Genomic DNA, 19818 nt, shown 5'->3' on the forward strand with positions numbered 1-19818 from the left:
TCGATGCTGCAGACGGCGGAGGGGGCTTTTGACGAAGTGACCAATATCCTCTACCGCATGAAGGACCTGGCGACACAAGGGGCCGACGACACCAATGGAGCCAGCGATCGTGATGCGCTCCAGTCTGAGTTAACTGAGCTGAATAAAGAGCTGGCCAATATCCTGAATAATACCCGCTATGGTAACGAGAAGTTATTCAGCTCTGCGGTATCCGTGAAAAAGCCTGAAAAAGAAGTCCTCCCTGAGGTGCCGAAAGTAACTGAAGTACCTGAAGTACCGAAAACACCTGAAGTATCTAAGGATGTTCCCCCGCCAGGTGAGCCTCAAACTTTTCGGGTAAAAGCTTTTGAACGAGTGCTTACCGATGACAAACCCTATTTTATATTCAAACTTTTCGACGATGATGGTTCGCTGATAGATATAAGAATCAATCCGGGTGACGAGGATTATATTGATGTGTTTAATTATTATGCTGTAAATGTGAATATGGTTGAAGGAGATCTACCTCCACCCTCAATTTCATTAAAATACAAGAGGTTGCATACTTCGTCAGCAGAATCAGATTCACCCGTTACACAGGAATCAGCTCCGTCTGAGTCATTTACTTCTACGAAACCTGCACTACGCGCTACGGAGCCATCCTCGATACCTTTGGAGAGAGGAGGAACGGCGTCAGAGTCTGATTCGTCAATAAAATTTGAGCCAGGCTCAGGCTCAGCTTCGGAGTCTGACACTCCCTCAGAGTCTATCTTGACGCAGGGCAAACTGACAAAGGCGTTGCAGTTTCAAATTGGTGCCGGTAAAGATGAAGTGATGAAGCTCGATCTCAGCAATCAAATTAATGATGTTACTCAGGCCATTGGTGAGCTGAGCGGGGCAGGCCACGATCTTACCACGGGTACCAGTGCAAATAGCATGATTGGGCGGATAAGCGACGTGCTGAATTCTGTCGGCGCCATCCGCTCCAGCCTCGGTGCCAGCATCAATCGCCTGGGCCACACTTCAAACAACCTTGCCAATATGAAAGATAATACCGATAACAGCATCGGCGTTATCCGTGATACCGATTATGCCAGCGAGTCATCGCAGATGACCCGGCAGCAAATGCTGGCGCAAAGCAGCCAGCTAATGCTCAGGCAGGCCGGGAGCATGAGTAATATGATCCTGAACTTCCTGAAATAGTTATTCGCTTCGTCACAGGCCAACCGCGTCCTTAACGAAAAGGGACGCTATTGGCTCAGCACTTATGTTTTCAGCCTCTTCTATTTCTGCAGCGGAAGTTCGTTTTCCGCTCTTTTTTCCGCTTTGAGTCGGGGGCTGGTGGCATGTGCTTGAAATTTCAGTTTTATAAAAATTGGCATATTTTTTGCTAGCTCATATAAGGTAAAGCTAGCTCCGGCAATAGGATAATCAGGAGAGGTAAAAATGGACTTAGCAATGGATCCTGCTCAGTGGGCCAAACAGTTAGCAGACAATAGTGTTTATCGCATGCAATCCCGTCTGGACGCACAGAAAAAGTCAGTGCAGGACCAGCAAAATGCTTTGAACACCCTGAAAAGCACATTGAGTGGATTTCGTAGCAGCCTGAGCAAACTCAACACTTCGCAAGGCATTATTAAGAATAGCGCAACAGCGAACCATGACGGCTTTGTAAATCTGAAGGCCAGTGCCGCTGCCAGCAAAGGATTATATCAATTCAGCGTTAATGAGACCGCGGCAGCTGAGCAGATTTCCTATGCCGGCTTAACGGATCAGGATATTAAAAATGCCACGGGAAAGTTAACCCTCGGTGTACAGGATAAAACGCTGGATATCGCCCTTGATGGGATTGGCAGTCTGGCCGATCTGCGTGATGCAATTAATAAAGATAGTGACAATCCCGGTGTTATTGCTTCGTTGATGAAGGTCAACGGTAAAGTTGAACTGCTACTCAGTAGTGAAGAGACCGGACTAAGCAATAAATTCAGCGTCTCTGCCACTGACGCCAGCCTTAATTCCGGCCTGAACAGTGGCATTAGTATAAGCCGTGCACGTGACGCAGTTATTCGGATCGGCGGTGATGGTAGCGCTGGTTCAGGGCGTGAAGTAACGAGTTCCAGTAATAGTTTTAAGGACCTGATCCCCGGTGTAGAAATAAACATATTACAAAAAACGGAGGATCGGCCTCTTATCATTAATGTCGAAACGGATGCAGAAGGCAGTGAAAAGCAGCTTCAGGAATTTGTCGATGCTTACAATAGCCTCAAAACTGAATTGGATAAACTGACGAAAAGCGGCGGTGAAAAGGAAGGTCGCGGCCCCCTGGCGGGTGATGCGGGGGTTCGCGTTTTAGAGCAGCAGCTTAACAATGAACTGCGTCGCAGCTTCGGCGGTTTTAAATTGAGTGATTATGGCATTGAGGCTGACAAAAAAGGCCAATTGGTTTTGCATAAGGATAAGATGGAGAAAGGTCTGCGAGCCAATCCCTTAGCTTTAAACAGTCTGTTTTCTGGTAAGACAGGGTTGGTAAAAACGCTTGATAAAAGCCTCGATAGCCTGCTCAACGTGACCAGTGGATCAATCAAAACCCGAAATGACGCGCTTGATAGGCAAAACAAGACGCTGTCGCAGAAAACCGAGCAAATCTCCACGCGTTACGACAACGCTTATAACCGTTATTTGCGCGAGTTTACGCGTGTTCAGGCCGCGATGCAGCAAATGCAGCAAACCATGTCGCAGTTTTTTTAACAGGGAAGAGTGATGTACGGAAATCTGAGTGAATTTGACGGCTATGGGGATGCAGATTTAGCAATACGCACCGCGGCTGCAAACCCTCATCAACTGGTCCTGATGCTATTCGGTGGATTAATGGATGAGCTGATACGGGCGAAAGGACACATTGCGACCAAACGCTATGAGCGAAAAGCCGATAGTATTTCTAAATGCATCGATATTCTGAATGCGTTAACCAGCGCGCTCGATTACCAGCAAGGCGGTGATCTTGCACAACAGCTAGCGGCGCTGTATGACTATTGCGTTTATCGCTTGTACGAAGCCAGTAATGAACTCTCGGTGGAAAAAATCGATGAGGTCGAGACGATTCTTGCTGAGCTCCGTTCAGGTTGGGAAGGGATGAAATCATGATGCGCAAAGAGGCTTTGATGCTGAATAATGCGCTGAATGATGCCTGCCAGAGCGAAGACTGGTTGCGGGTTCAGTCACTGGATAGAGATATCAGTGATTTTCTTCAACGTCTGCATACAGCGCCGCCAGAGGCTATTGATATGAGCGCGTTGCGTATCCTGCAGCAGAGCCACTACGAGGTTATGCTGCAATCTCAACGGCGACTTGAAACGCTGCAGCAGAAGCTACAGCGATATCACGCTTCGCGGGAAGGTTTGCAGGCTTATGACCTATTTTCTCCGCCGCAAGGAGAATAGGTCGCGATGATAATCACTGGTCAAATATCGCAATCCATGTCGCAAATCAGCAGTGAAGCTTCACCTGGTGCGCCGTGCCCGATTTCATCGGCTCGGCCTTCTTCAACGTCCGAATTTTCATCGCCATCCTCCTTTCCTCAAATCAATTTTTCTTTGAACGAGGGCCAGATGCCAAAGCCTGGGCGTCATCAGAGTAACGTTCATACCGATTCAGATGATATATCGGGCGATCCCGCCGTTCTGCTGGCATTGTTGCTGCCAGAAGTCTCAATGCCATCGCAGGATGATGCAGGCGTCAACCTTGCCGCGGGGTATGGTGGAAATGGCGAGCTTGTTCTGGCGTTACCAGACACTGGGTTGTTAAATACGGATGACGTGATAACACCACTAGCAAACGCCGTTAGCACCAACGGTGTTATGGGCTATGTCGGGGGTGCTATTCCCCAAACGGCGATGCCCGCTTTAGACCTGCAGTACGAAAGTGCTGACTCAACCACCGATACTGGGGTGTCGACAGGAACCACTAGCGCGCTAACTTCCTCAATACCTGGCAGCGTGGTTTCCGTTGACCATGAGAGCCTTAATGCTGGATATGCTTCACCGCAGGGAAGGGCAGGCGTAAGTATTTTATTGCCTGAGAATCACGCAGCTTTCAGCGTCTCCCTACCTGCTGTGCCCTCAAATCTGCCTTCTTCTCAACAATCTATGCCGTTATTAGCGGTCGCTGCAGCTGTCAGTTCAACGGATCCGAGCCGAGGGCATGTTGACAACTCTGTCGGTGATGACTTTCTTAGTACAACTAACCAAACCCCCACCAAGCCTGTAGAGGCTTCTCTCCTGCGTGCTTTGTATAAGTCAACCCGAGCACAGGGCGTTGCATCAACACCGCAATTATCCGCAGCGCTAAATAGCCTTGCCCCACTGGCGAACGGCGCTCATCAGACAGCAGCGGCGCAGATTACTGAACAAAAAAACCAGCAACCGATTACAGCGCAGTTAGCGGCGAGTATTGATAGTCAACGTACATTACAGCAGGTTTTAGGCGAGCGCCTGCAAATGCAAATTGATAATCAGATGCAAAAGGCAACTATCCGTCTGGACCCGCCTGATCTGGGTAAGCTGGATATTTCGCTGCATTATACGGCAGGTAAGCTGCAGGTGCAGATCCATGCCGCACAGCAGGATGTATGGCGTGTATTAAGCCAGGCGGTACCTGAATTGCGTGCAATGCTCAGTGAGACTAACCAACTGCAGGTTAACGTCCAGGTGTCACAACAGGGGGGTAAAAGCCGCGAACGCGACCGCCAGCAGGAAGAAGATGAGCCTATTTCTACCAATGACGGACTGATTGTAAATTCACCTGAGCGCGATGATCGCTCGGTTATAACCCGCGTGTGATCGATGATAATTAGCGATGAGTAGTAAATTATAATGAGTGCGTTTAACGAAATTTCCGTTTTTACGCCAGAAGAAGAGGGGCGTTACTTACAACAGTGGCTGCCGCTGGTAAAGCAAATTGTACGTCAGTTCTCCGCCCAGGCGGATGCGGTACTCGGACGTGATGATCTGGAGCAGGTTGCGCTGCTGGGTCTGTTGGAGTCGATACGTCGTTATGGTCAACCTGATGAATATTTCTCTGCCTATGCCCGCCAGCGAATTAGGGGGGCAATACTTGATCAACTGCGTCAGCATGACTGGCGTCCACGCAGTCTGCGTCAGAAAAGTCACAGGATGAATGATGCGGTGCGTGAGTTAGCACGCTCGCTGGGACGTGAACCGAACGAAGAGGATATTCGTCTCCATCTTGCTATAGATGCAGAAGAAGTTCAGCAGTACTTTCTGGTAAAAAATGCCGCTGCCATGGAAAGCCTTGACGACCTGTTTGCTGCGGGCGAATCCAGCGACCTGTTAGCCGGGAGAGATCTGGATGATCAGATGACTATCCAGCGCACGCTGCAGAAAGCATTAGCTGCGCTTGAACCTCGCGAGCAGCTTATTTTGAGCCTCTATTATCAGCAGGATATGAGCCTGAAAGAAATCGCTCTGGTCCTGGAGCTTACTGAGGCACGTGTTTGTCAACTTAATAAAAAAATTGCTGACAAGATTAAGTTATTTTTTGAGTAAGGGAATATGCAAAAACTATTTGGATTAATCATTGTTCTTGCCGGCGTTGTCGGTGGTTTTTTATGGTCAGGCGGTGTTCTGAATGCGTTCTGGCAACCGGGGGAGCTTACGATAATTATCGGTGCGTGGATCGGGGCAATGGTTATTGCTAATCCGCGCAGCATACTGAAAGAGATGATGCGCCAGATATATGGCGTACTCAAGAAAAATATGTACACCAAAGCCTTTCAGCAGCAGCTTTTAATGCTGCTTTATGAATTACTTGAGTTGGTTCAGGCCGGTGGCCTTAAAGCGCTGGATGAGCATATTGAAGTCCCTGCAAACAGTGAGCTATTTAAAAAGTATCCGTTGATCCTTGCAGATAAAGGTCTGGTCACGTTCATTTCCGATAACTTTCGTTTGATGGCGATGGGCAGGATTAATGCGCATGAGCTGGAGAATATCCTTGAGCAGGAGCTAGGCGCGGTTGAGGAAGAAATGATGCTACCCTCACGCTCTTTGTCGCGGACCGCAGAGGCTATGCCCGGATTCGGTATTTGCGCAGCCGTGCTTGGTATCATTATCACTATGCAGTCCATTGACGGCGATATCGCTGTGATTGGTGTGAAGGTTGCCGCTGCGTTAGTTGGCACTTTCCTTGGTGTTTTTCTTTGTTATTGCCTGATGGACCCGATGGCAAACGCTATGGAGCAGCTAACGAAAAGGCAGCTTGCGGTACTTGAATGCGTCCGAACTGTTTTGGTTAATCAGGTTGCTGGTAAACCTGCGCTGCTGGCTGTGGATGCAGGTCGTAAAATGTTGCCGCTGGATAGTAAGCCGACCTTTGCTGCACTTGATGGTTGGGTTGATAAACTGTCAGGAAATAAATAATTGTGAAAAAAACTGATCCTACTACTATCATCCGGCGCAGCGGACGTAAATCAGGCCATAATGCTCATCGTGGAGGATGGAAAGTGGCCTTTGCTGATTTTACATTGGCCATGATGGCCTTGTTTATGGTGCTTTGGATCGCCGCAACGGTGAATCAAGAGCAGCGCCACGCAATTGCGGCTGAATTGCAAGGCAAGGAGCTAAGCACGTTAAGTTGTAGTTCTTATAATCCGCTGCATATGCATGGCGAACCTGGCGATATGAGTACAAAAGATAACAGCCCGATCTTTTCGCCTGCGGTAACGGCAAAAAACATCTCGATGGCGCCAGACGAGATTAAAATATTCAAATTAAACGACGAGCATCGGGACAATGTTTCCAGCAAACAGGTGGCAAAAAATGATGCTTTCGAAGATAACGATGAGCTGATTGATCTAATAAATAAAGTTAGCCGCATTCTGAGAAGCATGGATGCCCAGAACAACGTCACGCTTGAGAGCTTGCCGCAGGGATTACGTATTCTCATTCAGGATAGTAGCCAGCGCATGATGTTCACCCGAGGAAGCGCTGTGATGACGCCTTTTTTTCAACGTTTACTGACGGAACTGGTACCGGTCTTCAACCAGCTGGATAATCATATCTTAATTAATGGCCACACTGATTCGGTTCGTTACTCGGATAATGCTGCCTATGATAACTGGAATTTATCAGCCGATCGGGCGTTGGCAGCTCAGCGCGTACTGAAACAGGCCGGGTTAGCTGATCAGCAAATTATCCAGGTGAGTGGCATGGCTGACAGTACATTGTTGGATCAAGACAATCCTCAGGCAGATAAAAATCGGCGAATTGAAATAATGGTTTTGACTAAAAGGGCCTCTGACGCCTTATATGAACTTTTAGGCTATAACGGACAAAAAGCGGTGCAGGCTGCAGCCAGTAAGCTTAAATAGTCTCTGTTTTACGTACGGTTAAGCTACTCATGCGGGGGGACAATTATCAATCAGACCGGTGGTAGTTAAGGTTAGTAATCAATAACAGAAATTAGATCTCCTCCGCAGAATGTAAATTCCTCATTATAGTTGGTGTCCGTTCAGGAATGTTACCGCTAACATGTTGTATGCCACGTCAATAGCGCTGTTAGCACCTGAACGAGCCCAATTGATTCACCCGATACTGATAACGGGTGTAAATGAAATGGGGGCTGAAAGTCACTAACCCATTGCGGAGAGTAAATCATGCCATTATTTATCGTTGCGATCGGTGTTGCGCTACTGCTGATCCTGATTATCCGATTTAAGCTGAATGGTTTTATCGCCCTGATTCTGGTTGCACTTGCGGTCGGCATCATGCAAGGAATGCCGGTCAATGAGGTGATCCGTTCGATTAAAGCTGGCGTTGGCGGTACTCTGGGTAGTCTGGCTCTGATTATGGGGTTCGGCGCTATGTTGGGTAAATTGCTGGCAGACTGCGGCGGCGCTCAGCGCATTGCGACGACACTTATCAATAAATTCGGCCACAGTAACATCCAGTGGGCGGTGGTGCTTACCGGCTTTACGGTTGGTTTTGCCCTGTTTTATGAGGTCGGCTTTGTACTGATGCTTCCACTGGTGTTGACTATCGCGGCTAACGCCAGGGTGCCGCTGCTGTATGTCGGTGTACCGATGGCTGCAGCGCTTTCAGTTACGCATGGTTTTCTGCCTCCCCATCCTGGCCCGACGGCGATAGCGACGCTGTTTCACGCCGATATGGGCAGAACGCTGCTTTACGGTACACTGCTCGGTATTCCGACGGTTATTCTGGCTGGTCCGGTCTACACCCGTTTTTTGAAAAGTATCGATAAACCGATCCCGGAAGGCCTGTACAACCCAAAGACCTTCACGGAGGAAGAGATGCCTGGCTTTGGCGCCAGCGTCTGGACCTCGCTGGTGCCTGTCATCCTGATGGCGCTACGCGCTATTGCTGAAATGAGCCTGCCAAAAAGTCATCCGTTTGTAGCATACGCGGAGTTTCTCGGCGATCCCGTAATGGCGACTTTACTTGCGGTGTTAATCGCCATTTTTACCTTTGGCCTGAACCGCGGCCGGACAATGGATCAGATTACCGAGACCCTGGTGGACTCAATCAAAATCATCGCCATGATGCTGCTAATTATAGGCGGCGGCGGCGCTTTCAAGCAGGTTCTGGTTGATAGCGGACTGGATAAATATATCACCAGCCTGATGGAGGGAAGCAATGTTTCACCGCTATTTATGGCCTGGTCAATTGCCGCAGCGCTACGCATTGCGTTGGGATCGGCTACGGTTGCAGCTATTACGGCAGGTGGCATAGTCGCGCCGCTGATTGCTTCAAGCGGTGCCAGCCCCGAGCTGATGGTGATAGCTGTTGGTTCAGGGAGCGTGATTTTCTCACATGTTAACGATCCGGGATTCTGGTTATTTAAAGAGTATTTTAATCTCAGCATTGGTGAAACGATGCGCTCCTGGTCAGGACTGGAAACGGTCATCGCGCTTTGTGGCCTTGTTGGTACGTTGTTGCTGCAATGCGTTATTTAATACAAAGCGCGTGTGGTCTCTAGACGCGCGCTTTACTATTTAATAAGACTATCTGCTGGTGATTTTTGAGAAAAGGGAAAAAGCGAATCTACTCACTGGGCGCCCAAATAATTCTTTTATCCCTTACAAATACAACCCTAAACCTTGTTGTTAGCATTAGAGATAGCAAAATCAGATAAGGAGGTTCGCTTACCTGATTTTATTTTAGTGTGATTGTTTAAAACCCGCTTTCAACATTATATCACGTAGCGCACTCGCAATAGGTCGGTTGCCTCCGGTTAAAGGGCATACAATGTTGTTAATCACATCGTCGAGGTAATGCTCATCGAACTCCTGCACAGTTAACTGTGTACCGCCTTCATCATTAATAGCGATTGAGCCATTAATATGGCCATTTTTTAATTCCTCTGCCTTGAGACAGTAACGTCCCATGCTGGTATTGATCGTGTTCATCTTTTCACCTTTTACCTGGGTCTGGAGGGGCATTCAGACCAAGGGCTGCTTTCTGCTTGTCAGCTTAGAGTTTAATCTTGTCACATATCGATGTTTAAGATATAGACAAATATCATCCAGGGAGGCGATCGTAATGGGTATCCCCGGATTTTTGCGATGTTATAAAAAGCAGCGGCCAGTGATTGCGGTGTCGGAGCTGATTTAGTCGTTGCGTAGATGACTTGTCGCTAACCAGGCAAAATCATTATCATTTTCTATACTTGTAAAGCAGCTGATGCTTAACGGGCGTTGAGCCGAACAAATTTTGACTGGGTAAGAGAGGTGAGGGAAACAATGAAAATTATACTCTGGATTATCGCTATTATTTTTATCGTGGGGTTATTAACCATCACTGGCGTATTTAAGCTATTGTTCTGATTTCATTTCACTAAAAACGGCTCCGTTCCTTTCTCCTGCCCGATCGGGGCCGCCAGTCTTTTCACAGTCAGTTTGTAAGTCTGCCCGCAGATCCCAGTCATGTGCATTTAAAGCCTTTCGACAATTGGCACAAATGGCACCATAGAAGTATCCATGATGAGATTGGTTAATAAAGATTAATCTGCTGCTCCCGCAGCGGCGGCAAGATAATTTCATCCTGAAACAGCATCCTGAACATGAGATTAAGAACTATCTTAGCAAATAACTTATATACACTTAAGAAATATTTAACAAAAATTGATGTTGTTAAATATTTTTTTATCTTTCATTAAGTCAGGTGCTTTTTCGATGCGTTTGCATCATTTGTATCACTCGGACTCGTGTTGCAGGGCCTTTCTGCAACAATTCACTTAGTGAATTACCCCAGGTCAAGACATCTAATTGCACCAATGTGAAAGTTATCTCGTTGTATTTTCACTACTTCCGCATCAGTAATATTGATGGGTTAGCATTGGCGATGAGATTTATTTCGTCCGGCTGCATGGGATGTTCTGGGCAATATGGCCTCAGTCAATGGTGAGGCTATCGCTAAAAACACAATATTTATCACTTTTTCGCGATCCTTAACTGGACAAAAGCTAGCTGGCTTGCTGTACTAGTAGGCGGCACAAGTTAGTGTCTATTTTTCAAGTAAAGGTAATATTGATGTCCAAGATTAAAGGTAGCGTTAAGTGGTTTAATGAGTCCAAAGGATTTGGTTTCATTACTCCGGAAGATGGCAGCAAAGACGTATTCGTACATTTCTCTGCCATCCAGAGCAACGGTTTCAAAACTCTGGCTGAAGGTCAGCGCGTAGAGTTTGAAATCACCAACGGCGCCAAAGGCCCTTCTGCTGCTAACGTTACCGCTCTGTAAGTTATCAGTCAGATTCTGAAAACCCGCCTCTGGCGGGTTTTTTTATGTCCGCGAAACTTATCACAAATTTTCATATCACTTCATCAGATATCCGCTCAGCCGACGTCAACCAGATTTTCCCTGCTCGTCAGGCATTACGTATTGGCTAACGAATTAATCCACATGGGCGTGTTAACGACATCATTATCCGCGACTCGATATCAATGCTGTTGAATGCGCAGAGTTCGGCTTGCCAGCCGGAATGAGTTGCTGAGGACAATAAGCATCTATGCGTACTTTGTCACAGCAGAGGGTGCCTGGGTGCATGGCTGGTGGCAAGCTTATTGATGGTGGTGCTATTGGGCCGGGCTTAACGCACCATATGCGATTCAATCCTTAGCATCTGCATTTCATTCCTTTTAAGGCGTTACTCCGGGCAATAAAAAAGCCAGCGTGGCTGGCTTTTTTATTGTGATTCCGACTACAGATTATTTTACTTCCAACCCTTTGGCTTGCAGGTCTGCATGATAAGAGGAGCGAACAAACGGACCACAAGCGGCGTGGGTAAAGCCCATGGACAGCGCCTCTTCTTTCATTTCATTGAATTCCGCCGGGCTGACATAGCGCTGAACCGGCAGATGATGGCGGCTGGGCTGTAAATACTGTCCCAGCGTCAGCATTGTCACACCGTGGTGACGTAAATCCCGCATGACGTCGATGATTTCAGCATTGGTTTCACCCAGGCCGACCATCAGGCCTGATTTTGTCGGTAGCTCCGGATGCGACTCCTTAAAGCGCTCCAGCAGCTTTAGCGACCAGTTATAATCCGCACCAGGGCGAACCTGTCGGTAGACGCGAGGCACATTTTCAAGATTATGGTTGAAAACGTCCGGCGGGGAGGCGTTCAGAATTTCCAGTGCGCGATCCATACGGCCACGAAAGTCTGGCACCAGGGTTTCAATTTTGATCGACGGCGTTTTAGTCCGAATGGCGTTGATGCAATCAGCAAAATGCTGAGCGCCGCCGTCGCGTAAATCATCCCGGTCAACAGAGGTAATAACCACATAACGCAGTGCCATATCTGAAATAGTCTGCGCCAGCTTCACCGGCTCGTCAGCATCGGGGGCAACGGGGCGTCCGTGGGCAACGTCGCAAAACGGACAGCGTCGGGTACAGATTGCACCCAGGATCATGAAGGTTGCGGTACCGTGATTGAAACATTCAGCGAGGTTAGGGCAGGAGGCCTCTTCACAAACGGAGTGCAGACCGTTTTTACGCATTGCTGCTTTGATGCCCTGAATACGACTGGAATCGGCAGGCAGTTTGATTTTCATCCATTCTGGCTTGCGCAGTAGCTCTTCACGCTCGGTAACCACGGTTTTCACCGGGATTAACGCCATTTTATCTGCATCGCGGTACTTTACGCCGCGTTCCATCTGAATTGGTTTACTCATATTGTTGCAAGTTCCGATTTGGATTGCGCTGTCTTACCTGGGTGATCTGCCGTACTAAGCAGGTTTCAACTTTTTTTATAAAAGCGCAAAAATTATATCATCGCTACCGGGTACTTCCAGCTCGTATCCGGCGATTGAAGTGGCATAATTGTAAAGTAGCACGTCAACTACTCCATTAACGATCGTGGAGTGCGCTGCCAGTGCAGCGTGTCGATACCCAGCTGCCTGGCAAACGCTGTAATCAGCAGCGGCTGAACGTCGCTTAGGGTTATTCCTTGATAAAAGTGACTGATTTGCGTCATTTCAAGACCGGCATAGCCACAGGGATTAATTCGCAGAAAGGGAGAAAGATCCATATTGACGTTGAGTGCCAGTCCGTGGAACGAGCAACCGTTGCGAATACGCAGCCCCAGCGAACAAATTTTACGTCCCTCAACGTAGACGCCTGGTGCATCCGGACGCGCCGCAGCGACTATCTGCCAATGAGCCAGCGTGGCGATAACCGTGTTTTCCAGCGCGCTGACTAGCTGACGAACACCTACCCGGCGGCTTCTCAGATTGATCAGCACATACATAACCTGCTGGCCTGGTCCGTGATAAGTCACCTGACCACCGCGATCACTCTGCATTACCGGGATGTCGCCAGGCGTCAGTAGATGTTCCGATTTACCGGCCTGGCCTTGTGTGAATACTGGTGGATGCTCAACCAGCCAGATTTCATCACGGGTCTGTTCATCGCGCTGGTCGGTAAAGCGATGCATGGCCTCGGAAACAAGCGCCCAGTGCTGTAACCCAAGCTGGCGAATAATCAGAGTATCGTTCTGCAAAACAGGTGTCCGGTAGGAAAGACTGAACGGCAGTATAACGTTGGTAGCATCGCTGAACCAGCGCAGCAGGCGTTATGATATGTCACAGCACCATTCTAACAATGTCGATGTTGCCCAGCTCTTCGTACAAGGTTTCCACCTGCTCAATGTGCGTTGCGTTGATGGTGATTGAAACCGAATGATAGTTTCCCTTACTGCTCGGTTTTACCTGCGGACTGTAATCGCCCGGCGCGTGACGCTGTATAACCTCAATGACCTGATCGACCAGCTCCGGCTGCGCTAATCCCATAACTTTATAGGTAAAAGGGCAGGGAAATTCGAGAAGTTCATTTAGCTTAGTTTTCATAAAGACTCCGGCGGCGAGAAAAACAAACACTCCCGCGTCGGCGGGAGTGTATTTATTGTTTTTATATTGGGACAGGTTCGCCGACTATCAAGCTTGTTTTGCTAAAAATGCCAGCTGTTAGCCGAACCAATGGTGGAACATCAGTTTAACATAATCGATGATGCGGCTGAAGAAGCCACCTTCCTGCACCTCTTTGAGAACCACCATTGGGCGCTGCTCAATGGTTTTACCGTCGAGCTGGAAGTTAATGGTGCCCACAACCTGATTTTTTGCCAACGGCGCATGCAATTCGATAGTGTTCAGCGTGTAGCTGGCCTTAAGATCTTTCATACGCCCGCGCGGGATGGTCAGGTAAACATCTTTGTCAACGCCAAGCTCGGCGCGATCGCTGCGACCAAACCAGACCGGCTCAGAGGCAAACTCTTTCCCCGCTTTCAGCGGTGCGACGGTTTCGAAGAAGCGAAAGCCCCATGTGAGCAGCTTTTTACTTTCGGTTTCGCGGCCTTTATAAGTCCGGCCGCCGAGCACGGCAGAAATCAGCCGCATCTGGCCTTCGGTCGCTGAAGCTACCAGGTTGTAGCCGGCAGAAGCGGTATGACCTGTTTTGATACCGTCTACGCTCAGGCTGGTATCCCACAGCAGGCCGTTGCGGTTCATCTGACGGATATGATTAAACGTAAACTCTTTTTCTTTATAAACGGCATATTCATCGGGTACGTCGCGGATCAGGGCCTGGCCGATCAGCGCCATATCACGTGCGGAACTAAATTGTCCTTGTGCATCCAGTCCGTGTACGGTCTGGAAATGCGTATTTTTCAGTCCAAGCGCCTTCACGTAATTATTCATCAGGCCGACAAAAGCATCCTGGCTTCCGGCAACATAGTCTGCCATAGCGACACAAGCATCATTACCTGATTGCAGCACGATGCCGCGCGTCAGCTGTGAGACAGGCACGCGATCGCCCGGTTTAAGAAACATTAACGAGGAGCCTTTAAACACGGGATTCCCGGTCGCCCAGGCATCTTTACCGACGGTGACAATATCTTCCTGGTGGATCCTGCCGGCCTTCACCGCCTGGCCAATGACATAGCTGGTCATCATTTTTGTCAGACTGGCAGGGTCACGGCGGACATCTGCATTTTTTTCTGCCAGCACTTTGCCAGAGTTGTAATCAATCAGAATATAGGCTTCTGCGTCGATATCCGGTACGCCGGGGATCATGGTTTTTATATTGACAGCATCGGCCTGGGCGAGAGCAGAAAAGCTCAGTGCGACGAGAGTGCTCATCGTCAGGCGTTTGAAAAAGCGTAAAGAGTTCGGCATGTTCATGTTAAGGACGGCAACACCCATGGCAAAAGGTTAAAAAAAGTGACTTACTATAACAAAACGTTCAGTGCCAGGCATCCGTATTTACCGTACAGAGGTGTCATGATGCGACAAAAACAAGCCGATGGTGAGTAATTATAATCCGGATGGCGCAGCGGTAATAAATGACCGCTGATTGGCTTCCTTAAGCAGCCGATGCTGCAAAACGGCCGCCTGATGACGTGAGCTAAAACTGCCCAGTTGCACCCGATGGATGCTGCCCCGGCTGCTAACCTTTCCCTGTACGCCGAAGCGTTTACTCAAATTTAACATTCACTCGCGGACACGCGCCGCTTCGCCCACTGCGCCGACTTGCACCACGTCTGTACCCCCGTCGCCTGCCCGATCGTTGTCGTGGGGCTGGTCACTGCAGCGCTTGCCGGGGCGGTGGTGGCGGTTGTTGGCTCGCTGTCCTCAAGCACGCCGGCCACCAGCGGCTGCGGCGCGCCAAGTAGACCACCACTGTTTGCCGATGGTGCGGCGGCATTACTTTTTCCTTCTGACGCCGCTGAGAACTGCGTGGGTGTCTGGCTGGCTGGTTCAGCAATGTTGTGCATACTTGTCGGCGGTGCTGCTATGCCCATATTGATGTCCGGGCGGGGTGGTAATGCAAAGCTCTGTTTGGCGACCCGGGTGCCGATAGTTCCGGGACCCGTCAGGGTGCCGTCAGGCGCGACTTTGATAAAATCGACCCGAACTTTGCTATTCGCGGAAATATTCAGTCGGTTAGCTGCCGCTTCAGACAGGTCGATAATCCGTCCAGCGGTATAGGGGCCACGATCATTCACGCGAACCACGATCTGACGATGGTTTGCCAGATTGGTAACGCGCACATAGCTTGGCAACGGAAGCGTCGGGTGCGCAGCAGTGAGTGCATCGGGATCGAAGATTTCGCCGGTCGCCGTCCGATTGCCACTAGCCTCTTTGCCGTACCAGGTTGCCAATCCGGTTTCACTGTAATTACCCGGATTGCGTATAATGCGATAGGTCTTACCGTTAACGGTATAGTCCCGGTTGGTCGACGGATTGATCGGTTCATATTTTGGTTCTGTACCGGGAATATCTTTCACCGGGCCGCTGTAGATCGGCTGCAGTGGCGGTGCCTTTGTCCGCGATGGTTGTTCGGTGCTACAGGCTGCCAGTAGCAACGTTGCCAGGCTAATCAAAAACCAACCCTTACGCATCCTGGAGCTCCCTTAATAGCTATACGTTTTTAGATAAAAGTTTTCGGTGGGTATGTATCGACATCACAATACCGAAGCCGGCCATTAAAACAATCAGTGCAGAACCGCCATAGCTCACTAAGGGTAATGGTACGCCGACCACCGGCAAAACACCGCTTACCATGCCAATATTAACGAAAACATAAACGAAAAAAATCATCATTAACCCCCCCGCCATTACCCGACCAAAGGTCGTCTGAGCGCGGGCGGCGATCATCAGGCCGCGAATAATCAGCATCAGATAGAGTCCAAGTAATACCAGGACGCCAACCAGTCCCAGCTCTTCAGCCAGCACGGCGAATATAAAGTCGGTGTGGCGCTCAGGTAAGAATTCCAGCTGTGACTGAGTGCCATGCAGCCAGCCTTTACCGCGCAGGCCGCCGGAACCGATGGCAATCTTCGATTGGATAATGTGATAACCCGCGCCGAGCGGGTCGCTCTCCGGATTTAGTAGCATCATCACGCGCTCGCGCTGATAGTCATGCATCAGAAAAAACCAGAGGATTGGAATAAAAGCGGCGAGCAGCAGCAGCGCCGCGCCGATTAACTTCCAGCTCATACCGGATAAAAACAGCACGAACAGACCGGATGCCGCGATCAGGATCGAAGTGCCCAGGTCGGGCTGAGCGGCGACCAGCAGCGTGGGTAAAAAAGTAAGCCCTAGCGCCAGCGCGGTATTTTTTAGCGTGGGTGGGCAGACATCACGATTAATAAAGCGCGCGACCATCAGCGGCACGGCAATTTTCGCAATTTCAGAGGGTTGAAAACGTATAAATCCCAAGTCAAGCCAGCGCTGTGCCCCTTTACTGGTGTGACCGACTGCATCGACGGCAATCAGCAGGATCATACAAAAAATGTAGAGGTAAGGTGCCCAGCCTTCGTAAACCCGTGGAGGAACCTGCGCCATCACAACCATCGTTGCCAGACCGATACCAATCTGAATGATTTTCCGCTCCATCATGCTGGGGTCCTGACCGCTGGCGCTCCAGATCACGAAGCCGCTGTAAACCAACAGCGCGATTACGATTATCAGAAAGACAGGGTCGAGGTGGATACGCATCCATAACGACTTTTTATGGGAATGGTCACTCATCGCGATTATTCGCCTTCATAGCCTGGCGCGGTTGGTGCGGCGTCTGGCAGGTTAATATTGTTGTCCCCGAGCATGATGTGATCAAGGATCTGGCGCATGACAGTACCGACAGCCGGACCCGCGCCTCCATTTTCCAGGATGATGGTAACGGCCACCCGTGGCTTATCATAAGGAGCGAATGCGGTCATCAACTTGTGGTCACGCAGGCGCTCGGCAATCTTATGTGCATTATAGGTTTCATTTTCTTTCAGGCCGAATACCTGCGCGGTCCCTGATTTAGCAGCAATTTTGTATGGAGCGTCGGCAAAGCTTCTATGAGCGGTACCGTTCGGGCGGTTAGCGACGCCGTACATACCGTCTTTGGCAATTTCCCAGTAACCGGAGTGAATATCGCCGATCGGTGTTGAGGGCGGCTGGGTATAGAGCTCTTTCTGACCATTGAGGCTGGTGCTCATCATCAAATGTGGCACTTTGATTACGCCGTCATTAATCAGGATCATCAGCGCTTTATTCATCTGCACCGGGGTTGCGGTCCAGTAGCCCTGACCAATGCCGACGGGAATGGTATCGCCCTGATACCAGGGTTTTTTAAAACGCTTCATTTTCCATTCACGGGTTGGCATGTTGCCTGCGCGCTCCTCCGCAAGGTCGATGCCACTCAGGTGGCCATAGCCAAATTTTCCCAGCCACTCGCCAAGACGATCGATTCCCATATCATAAGCAACCTGATAGAAGAAGGTATCGGCAGACTCTTCCAGTGCCTTCGTCACGTTGAGCCGGCCATGACCCCACTTTTTCCAGTCGCGATAACGTTTTTCAGAACCGGGCAGCTGCCACCAGCCAGGATCAAAAAGTGAGGTGTTGCGATTAATGACGCCAGCACTTAACGCGGAGACTGCAATAAAGGGCTTAACCGTTGATGCCGGCGGATAGACACCCTGCGTGGCACGGTTTATCAGCGGATGATTTTGATCATTTAGCAGGCGATTGTATTCCTTGCTGGAGATACCATTTACAAATAAATTCGGATCATAACTGGGGGTCGATACCATCGCCAGCACGTCGCCGGAACGCGGATCGGTGACCACTACCGCCGCGCGACTGCCCGCTAACAACGTCTCAATATATTGTTGCAGTTTGAGGTCGATAGTCAGATAGATATCGCGTCCAGCCTGAGGTGACTGTTCGTGTAGCTTACGTATTACCCGGCCCCGGTTATTCACTTCGACTTCTTCATAGCCGGTTTTACCGTGCAGGGTATCCTCGTAATAGCGCTCTATGCCAAGCTTGCCGATATCCCGTGTCGCCGCATAGTTGGCAAGCTTTCCTTGATTATCAAGATCTTTTGCGTCGCGATCGTTAATTTTTGATACGTAGCCAAGCACGTGGGTTAATGCAGCAGCGTAGGGATAATAGCGTTGCTGGTAGCCTTTAACCTCTACGCCAGGAAAACGGTATTGATTAACGGCAAAGCGCGCGACCTGTACTTCATTCAGACCGGTTTTCAGCGCAATTGAAGTGAAACGCCGCGATCGCTTGCGATCTTTCTGAAAATTATCGATATCCTCGTCGGTCAGGTTCACAATCGGACGCAAGGCATTAATGGTCTCGTGCAGATTATCGACTTTTTCCGGTATCAGTTCCAGCTGGTAAATGGTGCGGTTAAGGGCAAGAGGAATGCCGTTGCGGTCATAGATAATACCCCGGCTGGGCGCGACGGGCACCAGCTTTATCCTGTTCTCATTTGATCGGGTGCTGTAGGTCGCAAAGTTCTGAATCTGTAAATGGTAGAGATTAACCACCAGAATGGCGGACAGCAGGACAATAAAGCAAAGTGCAACAAACGCGCGCCGGACAAACAGGGATTGTTCGGCGGTATAGTCACGAAAGAAGTTGCGTTGTAATTTCATCCGCAATGTGGTTAGCCCGGTTATTCGCGATGATAAGGATGATTTGCCGTAATGCTCCATGCACGGTAAAGACTTTCAGCGACCAGTACGCGCACCAGCGGATGTGGCAGCGTAAGGGGTGAAAGCGACCAACTTTGTTCTGCAGCGGCTTTGCAGGCTGGTGCCAGACCTTCTGGTCCACCAATCAGCAAACTGACGTCGCGACCGTCCTGTTTCCAGCGTTCAAGCTGTACAGCCAGCTGCGGTGTTTCCCACGGCTGGCCGGGAATATCCAGGCTAACAATCCGATTGCCTTTGCCTGTGGCCGCGAGCATCTGCTCGCCCTCTTTTTCGAGAATACGTTTGATATCCGCATTTTTTCCGCGTTTGCCTGCTGGTATTTCCAACAATTCAAATGGCATATCTTTGGGAAAGCGGCGGAGATACTCCATAAAGCCGGTATGTACCCAACCCGGCATTCTGGTACCAACGGCAACCAACTGCAACTTCACCCGTTAGCTCCAGAGCTTTTCCAGTTCATACAGTTGGCGGCTCTCTTTCTGCATTACATGAACCATTACGTCACCAAGATCGACCACGATCCAGTCCGCAACGTTTTGACCCTCCACGCCTAGTGACATCAGGCCTGCTTCACGCGCTGCTTTTTCTACGTGTTCCGCAATGGACATGACGTGACGGGTGGACGTGCCCGTGCAGATAATCATGCAGTCGGTGATGCTGGATTTGCCCTTAACGTCTACAGATATAATATCCTGACCTTTAAGATCATCAATTTTATCAATGACAAATTCTTGGAGTGCCTGACCTTGCAAAAGGTTCCCCCTTGGGATGTGAACTGAAAGGAATATGCTGGCGGCCTGCTCGCCAATTA

General features: G+C 49.6%; 20 protein-coding genes and 1 pseudogene. 11 read left to right on the forward strand and 10 right to left on the reverse strand.

Annotation, left to right across the window (positions count from 1 at the left end; all coding sequences use genetic code 11):
• The 9 genes from BM191_RS14955 to gntT all read left to right on the forward strand — a co-directional run.
• Positions 1 to 1182: flagellin (locus BM191_RS14955; RefSeq protein ID WP_177203358.1), on the forward strand; the 1182-nt coding region annotated here is incomplete at its 5' end.
• Positions 1183 to 1425: 243 nt separating this feature from the next.
• Positions 1426 to 2727 carry a flagellar filament capping protein FliD gene (fliD, locus tag BM191_RS14960; protein ID WP_092879586.1) on the forward strand — a complete coding sequence of 434 codons (1302 nt, stop codon included), beginning with the start codon at positions 1426 to 1428 and terminating at the stop codon, positions 2725 to 2727.
• A gap of 12 nt (positions 2728 to 2739) precedes the next feature.
• Positions 2740 to 3123, forward strand: coding sequence for a flagellar export chaperone FliS (gene fliS, locus BM191_RS14965; RefSeq protein ID WP_092879590.1), 384 nt, complete (start codon positions 2740 to 2742; stop codon positions 3121 to 3123).
• Positions 3120 to 3419, forward strand: coding sequence for a hypothetical protein (locus BM191_RS14970; RefSeq protein WP_092879593.1), 300 nt, complete (start codon positions 3120 to 3122; stop codon positions 3417 to 3419). The genes fliS and BM191_RS14970 overlap by 4 nt, the downstream gene beginning before the upstream one ends.
• 168 nt (positions 3420 to 3587) lie before the next feature.
• A complete protein-coding gene (locus tag BM191_RS14975) occupies positions 3588 to 4817 on the forward strand; it encodes a flagellar hook-length control protein FliK (protein WP_177203359.1) in 1230 nt (409 codons plus the stop codon).
• Between the two features lie 33 nt (positions 4818 to 4850).
• Positions 4851 to 5543, forward strand: a complete 693-nt coding sequence (locus BM191_RS14980; protein ID WP_092879599.1) for a FliA/WhiG family RNA polymerase sigma factor — start codon at positions 4851 to 4853, stop codon at positions 5541 to 5543.
• A gap of 6 nt (positions 5544 to 5549) precedes the next feature.
• On the forward strand, positions 5550 to 6413 hold the full coding sequence (motA, locus tag BM191_RS14985) for a flagellar motor stator protein MotA (RefSeq protein ID WP_092879602.1): 864 nt from the start codon (positions 5550 to 5552) through the stop codon (positions 6411 to 6413).
• Positions 6414 to 6415: 2 nt separating this feature from the next.
• Positions 6416 to 7363: a flagellar motor protein MotB gene (locus BM191_RS14990; protein WP_092879605.1), complete on the forward strand. Its 948-nt coding sequence runs from the start codon at positions 6416 to 6418 to the stop codon at positions 7361 to 7363.
• 285 nt (positions 7364 to 7648) lie between these two features.
• Complete coding sequence (gene gntT, locus BM191_RS14995; RefSeq protein ID WP_092879608.1) at positions 7649 to 8965, forward strand: gluconate transporter; 1317 nt, start codon at positions 7649 to 7651, stop codon at positions 8963 to 8965.
• Between the two features lie 204 nt (positions 8966 to 9169).
• On the opposite strand, the gene BM191_RS15000 is transcribed toward gntT, so the two are convergent.
• The gene (locus BM191_RS15000; protein WP_092879740.1) at positions 9170 to 9418 is read right to left on the reverse strand and encodes a hypothetical protein; all 249 of its coding nucleotides are present in this window, start codon (positions 9416 to 9418) and stop codon (positions 9170 to 9172) included.
• Positions 9419 to 9751: 333 nt separating this feature from the next.
• On the opposite strand from BM191_RS15000, the gene BM191_RS17670 reads away from it, so the two are divergent.
• Together BM191_RS17670 and cspE are read left to right on the forward strand one after the other, a co-directional pair.
• Positions 9752 to 9835: a small membrane protein YohP gene (locus BM191_RS17670; RefSeq protein ID WP_092879611.1), complete on the forward strand. Its 84-nt coding sequence runs from the start codon at positions 9752 to 9754 to the stop codon at positions 9833 to 9835.
• A gap of 705 nt (positions 9836 to 10540) precedes the next feature.
• Positions 10541 to 10750: a transcription antiterminator/RNA stability regulator CspE gene (gene cspE / locus BM191_RS15010; protein ID WP_139356369.1), complete on the forward strand. Its 210-nt coding sequence runs from the start codon at positions 10541 to 10543 to the stop codon at positions 10748 to 10750.
• A 467-nt stretch (positions 10751 to 11217) separates the two neighbouring features.
• On the opposite strand, the gene lipA is transcribed toward cspE, so the two are convergent.
• The 9 genes and pseudogenes from lipA to rsfS form a co-directional block, all read right to left on the reverse strand.
• Entirely contained in the window at positions 11218 to 12183 is a 966-nt protein-coding gene (gene lipA, locus BM191_RS15015; protein ID WP_092879613.1) for a lipoyl synthase, read from the reverse strand.
• 167 nt (positions 12184 to 12350) lie between these two features.
• Positions 12351 to 13010 (reverse strand): lipoyl(octanoyl) transferase LipB, encoded by a 660-nt coding sequence (gene lipB / locus BM191_RS15020; protein WP_092879616.1) that lies wholly within the window; start codon positions 13008 to 13010, stop codon positions 12351 to 12353.
• A gap of 82 nt (positions 13011 to 13092) precedes the next feature.
• The gene (ybeD, locus tag BM191_RS15025; RefSeq protein ID WP_092879619.1) at positions 13093 to 13356 is read right to left on the reverse strand and encodes a DUF493 family protein YbeD; all 264 of its coding nucleotides are present in this window, start codon (positions 13354 to 13356) and stop codon (positions 13093 to 13095) included.
• 117 nt (positions 13357 to 13473) lie between these two features.
• Positions 13474 to 14685 carry a D-alanyl-D-alanine carboxypeptidase DacA gene (gene dacA / locus BM191_RS15030; RefSeq protein WP_143088846.1) on the reverse strand — a complete coding sequence of 404 codons (1212 nt, stop codon included), beginning with the start codon at positions 14683 to 14685 and terminating at the stop codon, positions 13474 to 13476.
• A gap of 132 nt (positions 14686 to 14817) precedes the next feature.
• Positions 14818 to 15905 (reverse strand): annotated as a pseudogene (gene rlpA / locus BM191_RS15035) (endolytic peptidoglycan transglycosylase RlpA).
• Between the two features lie 19 nt (positions 15906 to 15924).
• The gene (gene mrdB, locus BM191_RS15040) at positions 15925 to 17037 is read right to left on the reverse strand and encodes a peptidoglycan glycosyltransferase MrdB (protein WP_092879625.1); all 1113 of its coding nucleotides are present in this window, start codon (positions 17035 to 17037) and stop codon (positions 15925 to 15927) included.
• 5 nt (positions 17038 to 17042) lie between these two features.
• Positions 17043 to 18947, reverse strand: a complete 1905-nt coding sequence (gene mrdA, locus BM191_RS15045) for a peptidoglycan DD-transpeptidase MrdA (RefSeq protein ID WP_092879628.1) — start codon at positions 18945 to 18947, stop codon at positions 17043 to 17045.
• 20 nt (positions 18948 to 18967) lie between these two features.
• Positions 18968 to 19438, reverse strand: a complete 471-nt coding sequence (gene rlmH, locus BM191_RS15050; protein WP_092879631.1) for a 23S rRNA (pseudouridine(1915)-N(3))-methyltransferase RlmH — start codon at positions 19436 to 19438, stop codon at positions 18968 to 18970.
• 3 nt (positions 19439 to 19441) lie between these two features.
• A complete protein-coding gene (gene rsfS, locus BM191_RS15055; RefSeq protein WP_092879634.1) occupies positions 19442 to 19759 on the reverse strand; it encodes a ribosome silencing factor in 318 nt (105 codons plus the stop codon).
• Positions 19760 to 19818 lie beyond the last annotated feature (59 nt).

The organism is Izhakiella capsodis (genome assembly GCF_900115045.1).
Classification (GTDB): Bacteria; Pseudomonadota; Gammaproteobacteria; order Enterobacterales; family Enterobacteriaceae; genus Izhakiella; species Izhakiella capsodis.

Coding starts and splice junctions, on each gene's coding strand:
- fliD (WP_092879586.1), top strand. CDS start 1,426: ATGGACTTAGCAATGGATCCTGCTCAGTGGGCCAAACAGTTAGCAGAC.
- fliS (WP_092879590.1), top strand. CDS start 2,740: ATGTACGGAAATCTGAGTGAATTTGACGGCTATGGGGATGCAGATTTA.
- BM191_RS14970 (WP_092879593.1), top strand. CDS start 3,120: ATGATGCGCAAAGAGGCTTTGATGCTGAATAATGCGCTGAATGATGCC.
- BM191_RS14975 (WP_177203359.1), top strand. CDS start 3,588: ATGCCAAAGCCTGGGCGTCATCAGAGTAACGTTCATACCGATTCAGAT.
- BM191_RS14980 (WP_092879599.1), top strand. CDS start 4,851: ATGAGTGCGTTTAACGAAATTTCCGTTTTTACGCCAGAAGAAGAGGGG.
- motA (WP_092879602.1), top strand. CDS start 5,550: ATGCAAAAACTATTTGGATTAATCATTGTTCTTGCCGGCGTTGTCGGT.
- gntT (WP_092879608.1), top strand. CDS start 7,649: ATGCCATTATTTATCGTTGCGATCGGTGTTGCGCTACTGCTGATCCTG.
- BM191_RS15000 (WP_092879740.1), bottom strand. CDS start 9,418: ATGAACACGATCAATACCAGCATGGGACGTTACTGTCTCAAGGCAGAG.
- BM191_RS17670 (WP_092879611.1), top strand. CDS start 9,752: ATGAAAATTATACTCTGGATTATCGCTATTATTTTTATCGTGGGGTTA.
- cspE (WP_139356369.1), top strand. CDS start 10,541: ATGTCCAAGATTAAAGGTAGCGTTAAGTGGTTTAATGAGTCCAAAGGA.
- lipA (WP_092879613.1), bottom strand. CDS start 12,183: ATGAGTAAACCAATTCAGATGGAACGCGGCGTAAAGTACCGCGATGCA.
- ybeD (WP_092879619.1), bottom strand. CDS start 13,356: ATGAAAACTAAGCTAAATGAACTTCTCGAATTTCCCTGCCCTTTTACC.
- dacA (WP_143088846.1), bottom strand. CDS start 14,685: ATGAACATGCCGAACTCTTTACGCTTTTTCAAACGCCTGACGATGAGC.
- mrdB (WP_092879625.1), bottom strand. CDS start 17,037: ATGAGTGACCATTCCCATAAAAAGTCGTTATGGATGCGTATCCACCTC.
- mrdA (WP_092879628.1), bottom strand. CDS start 18,947: ATGAAATTACAACGCAACTTCTTTCGTGACTATACCGCCGAACAATCC.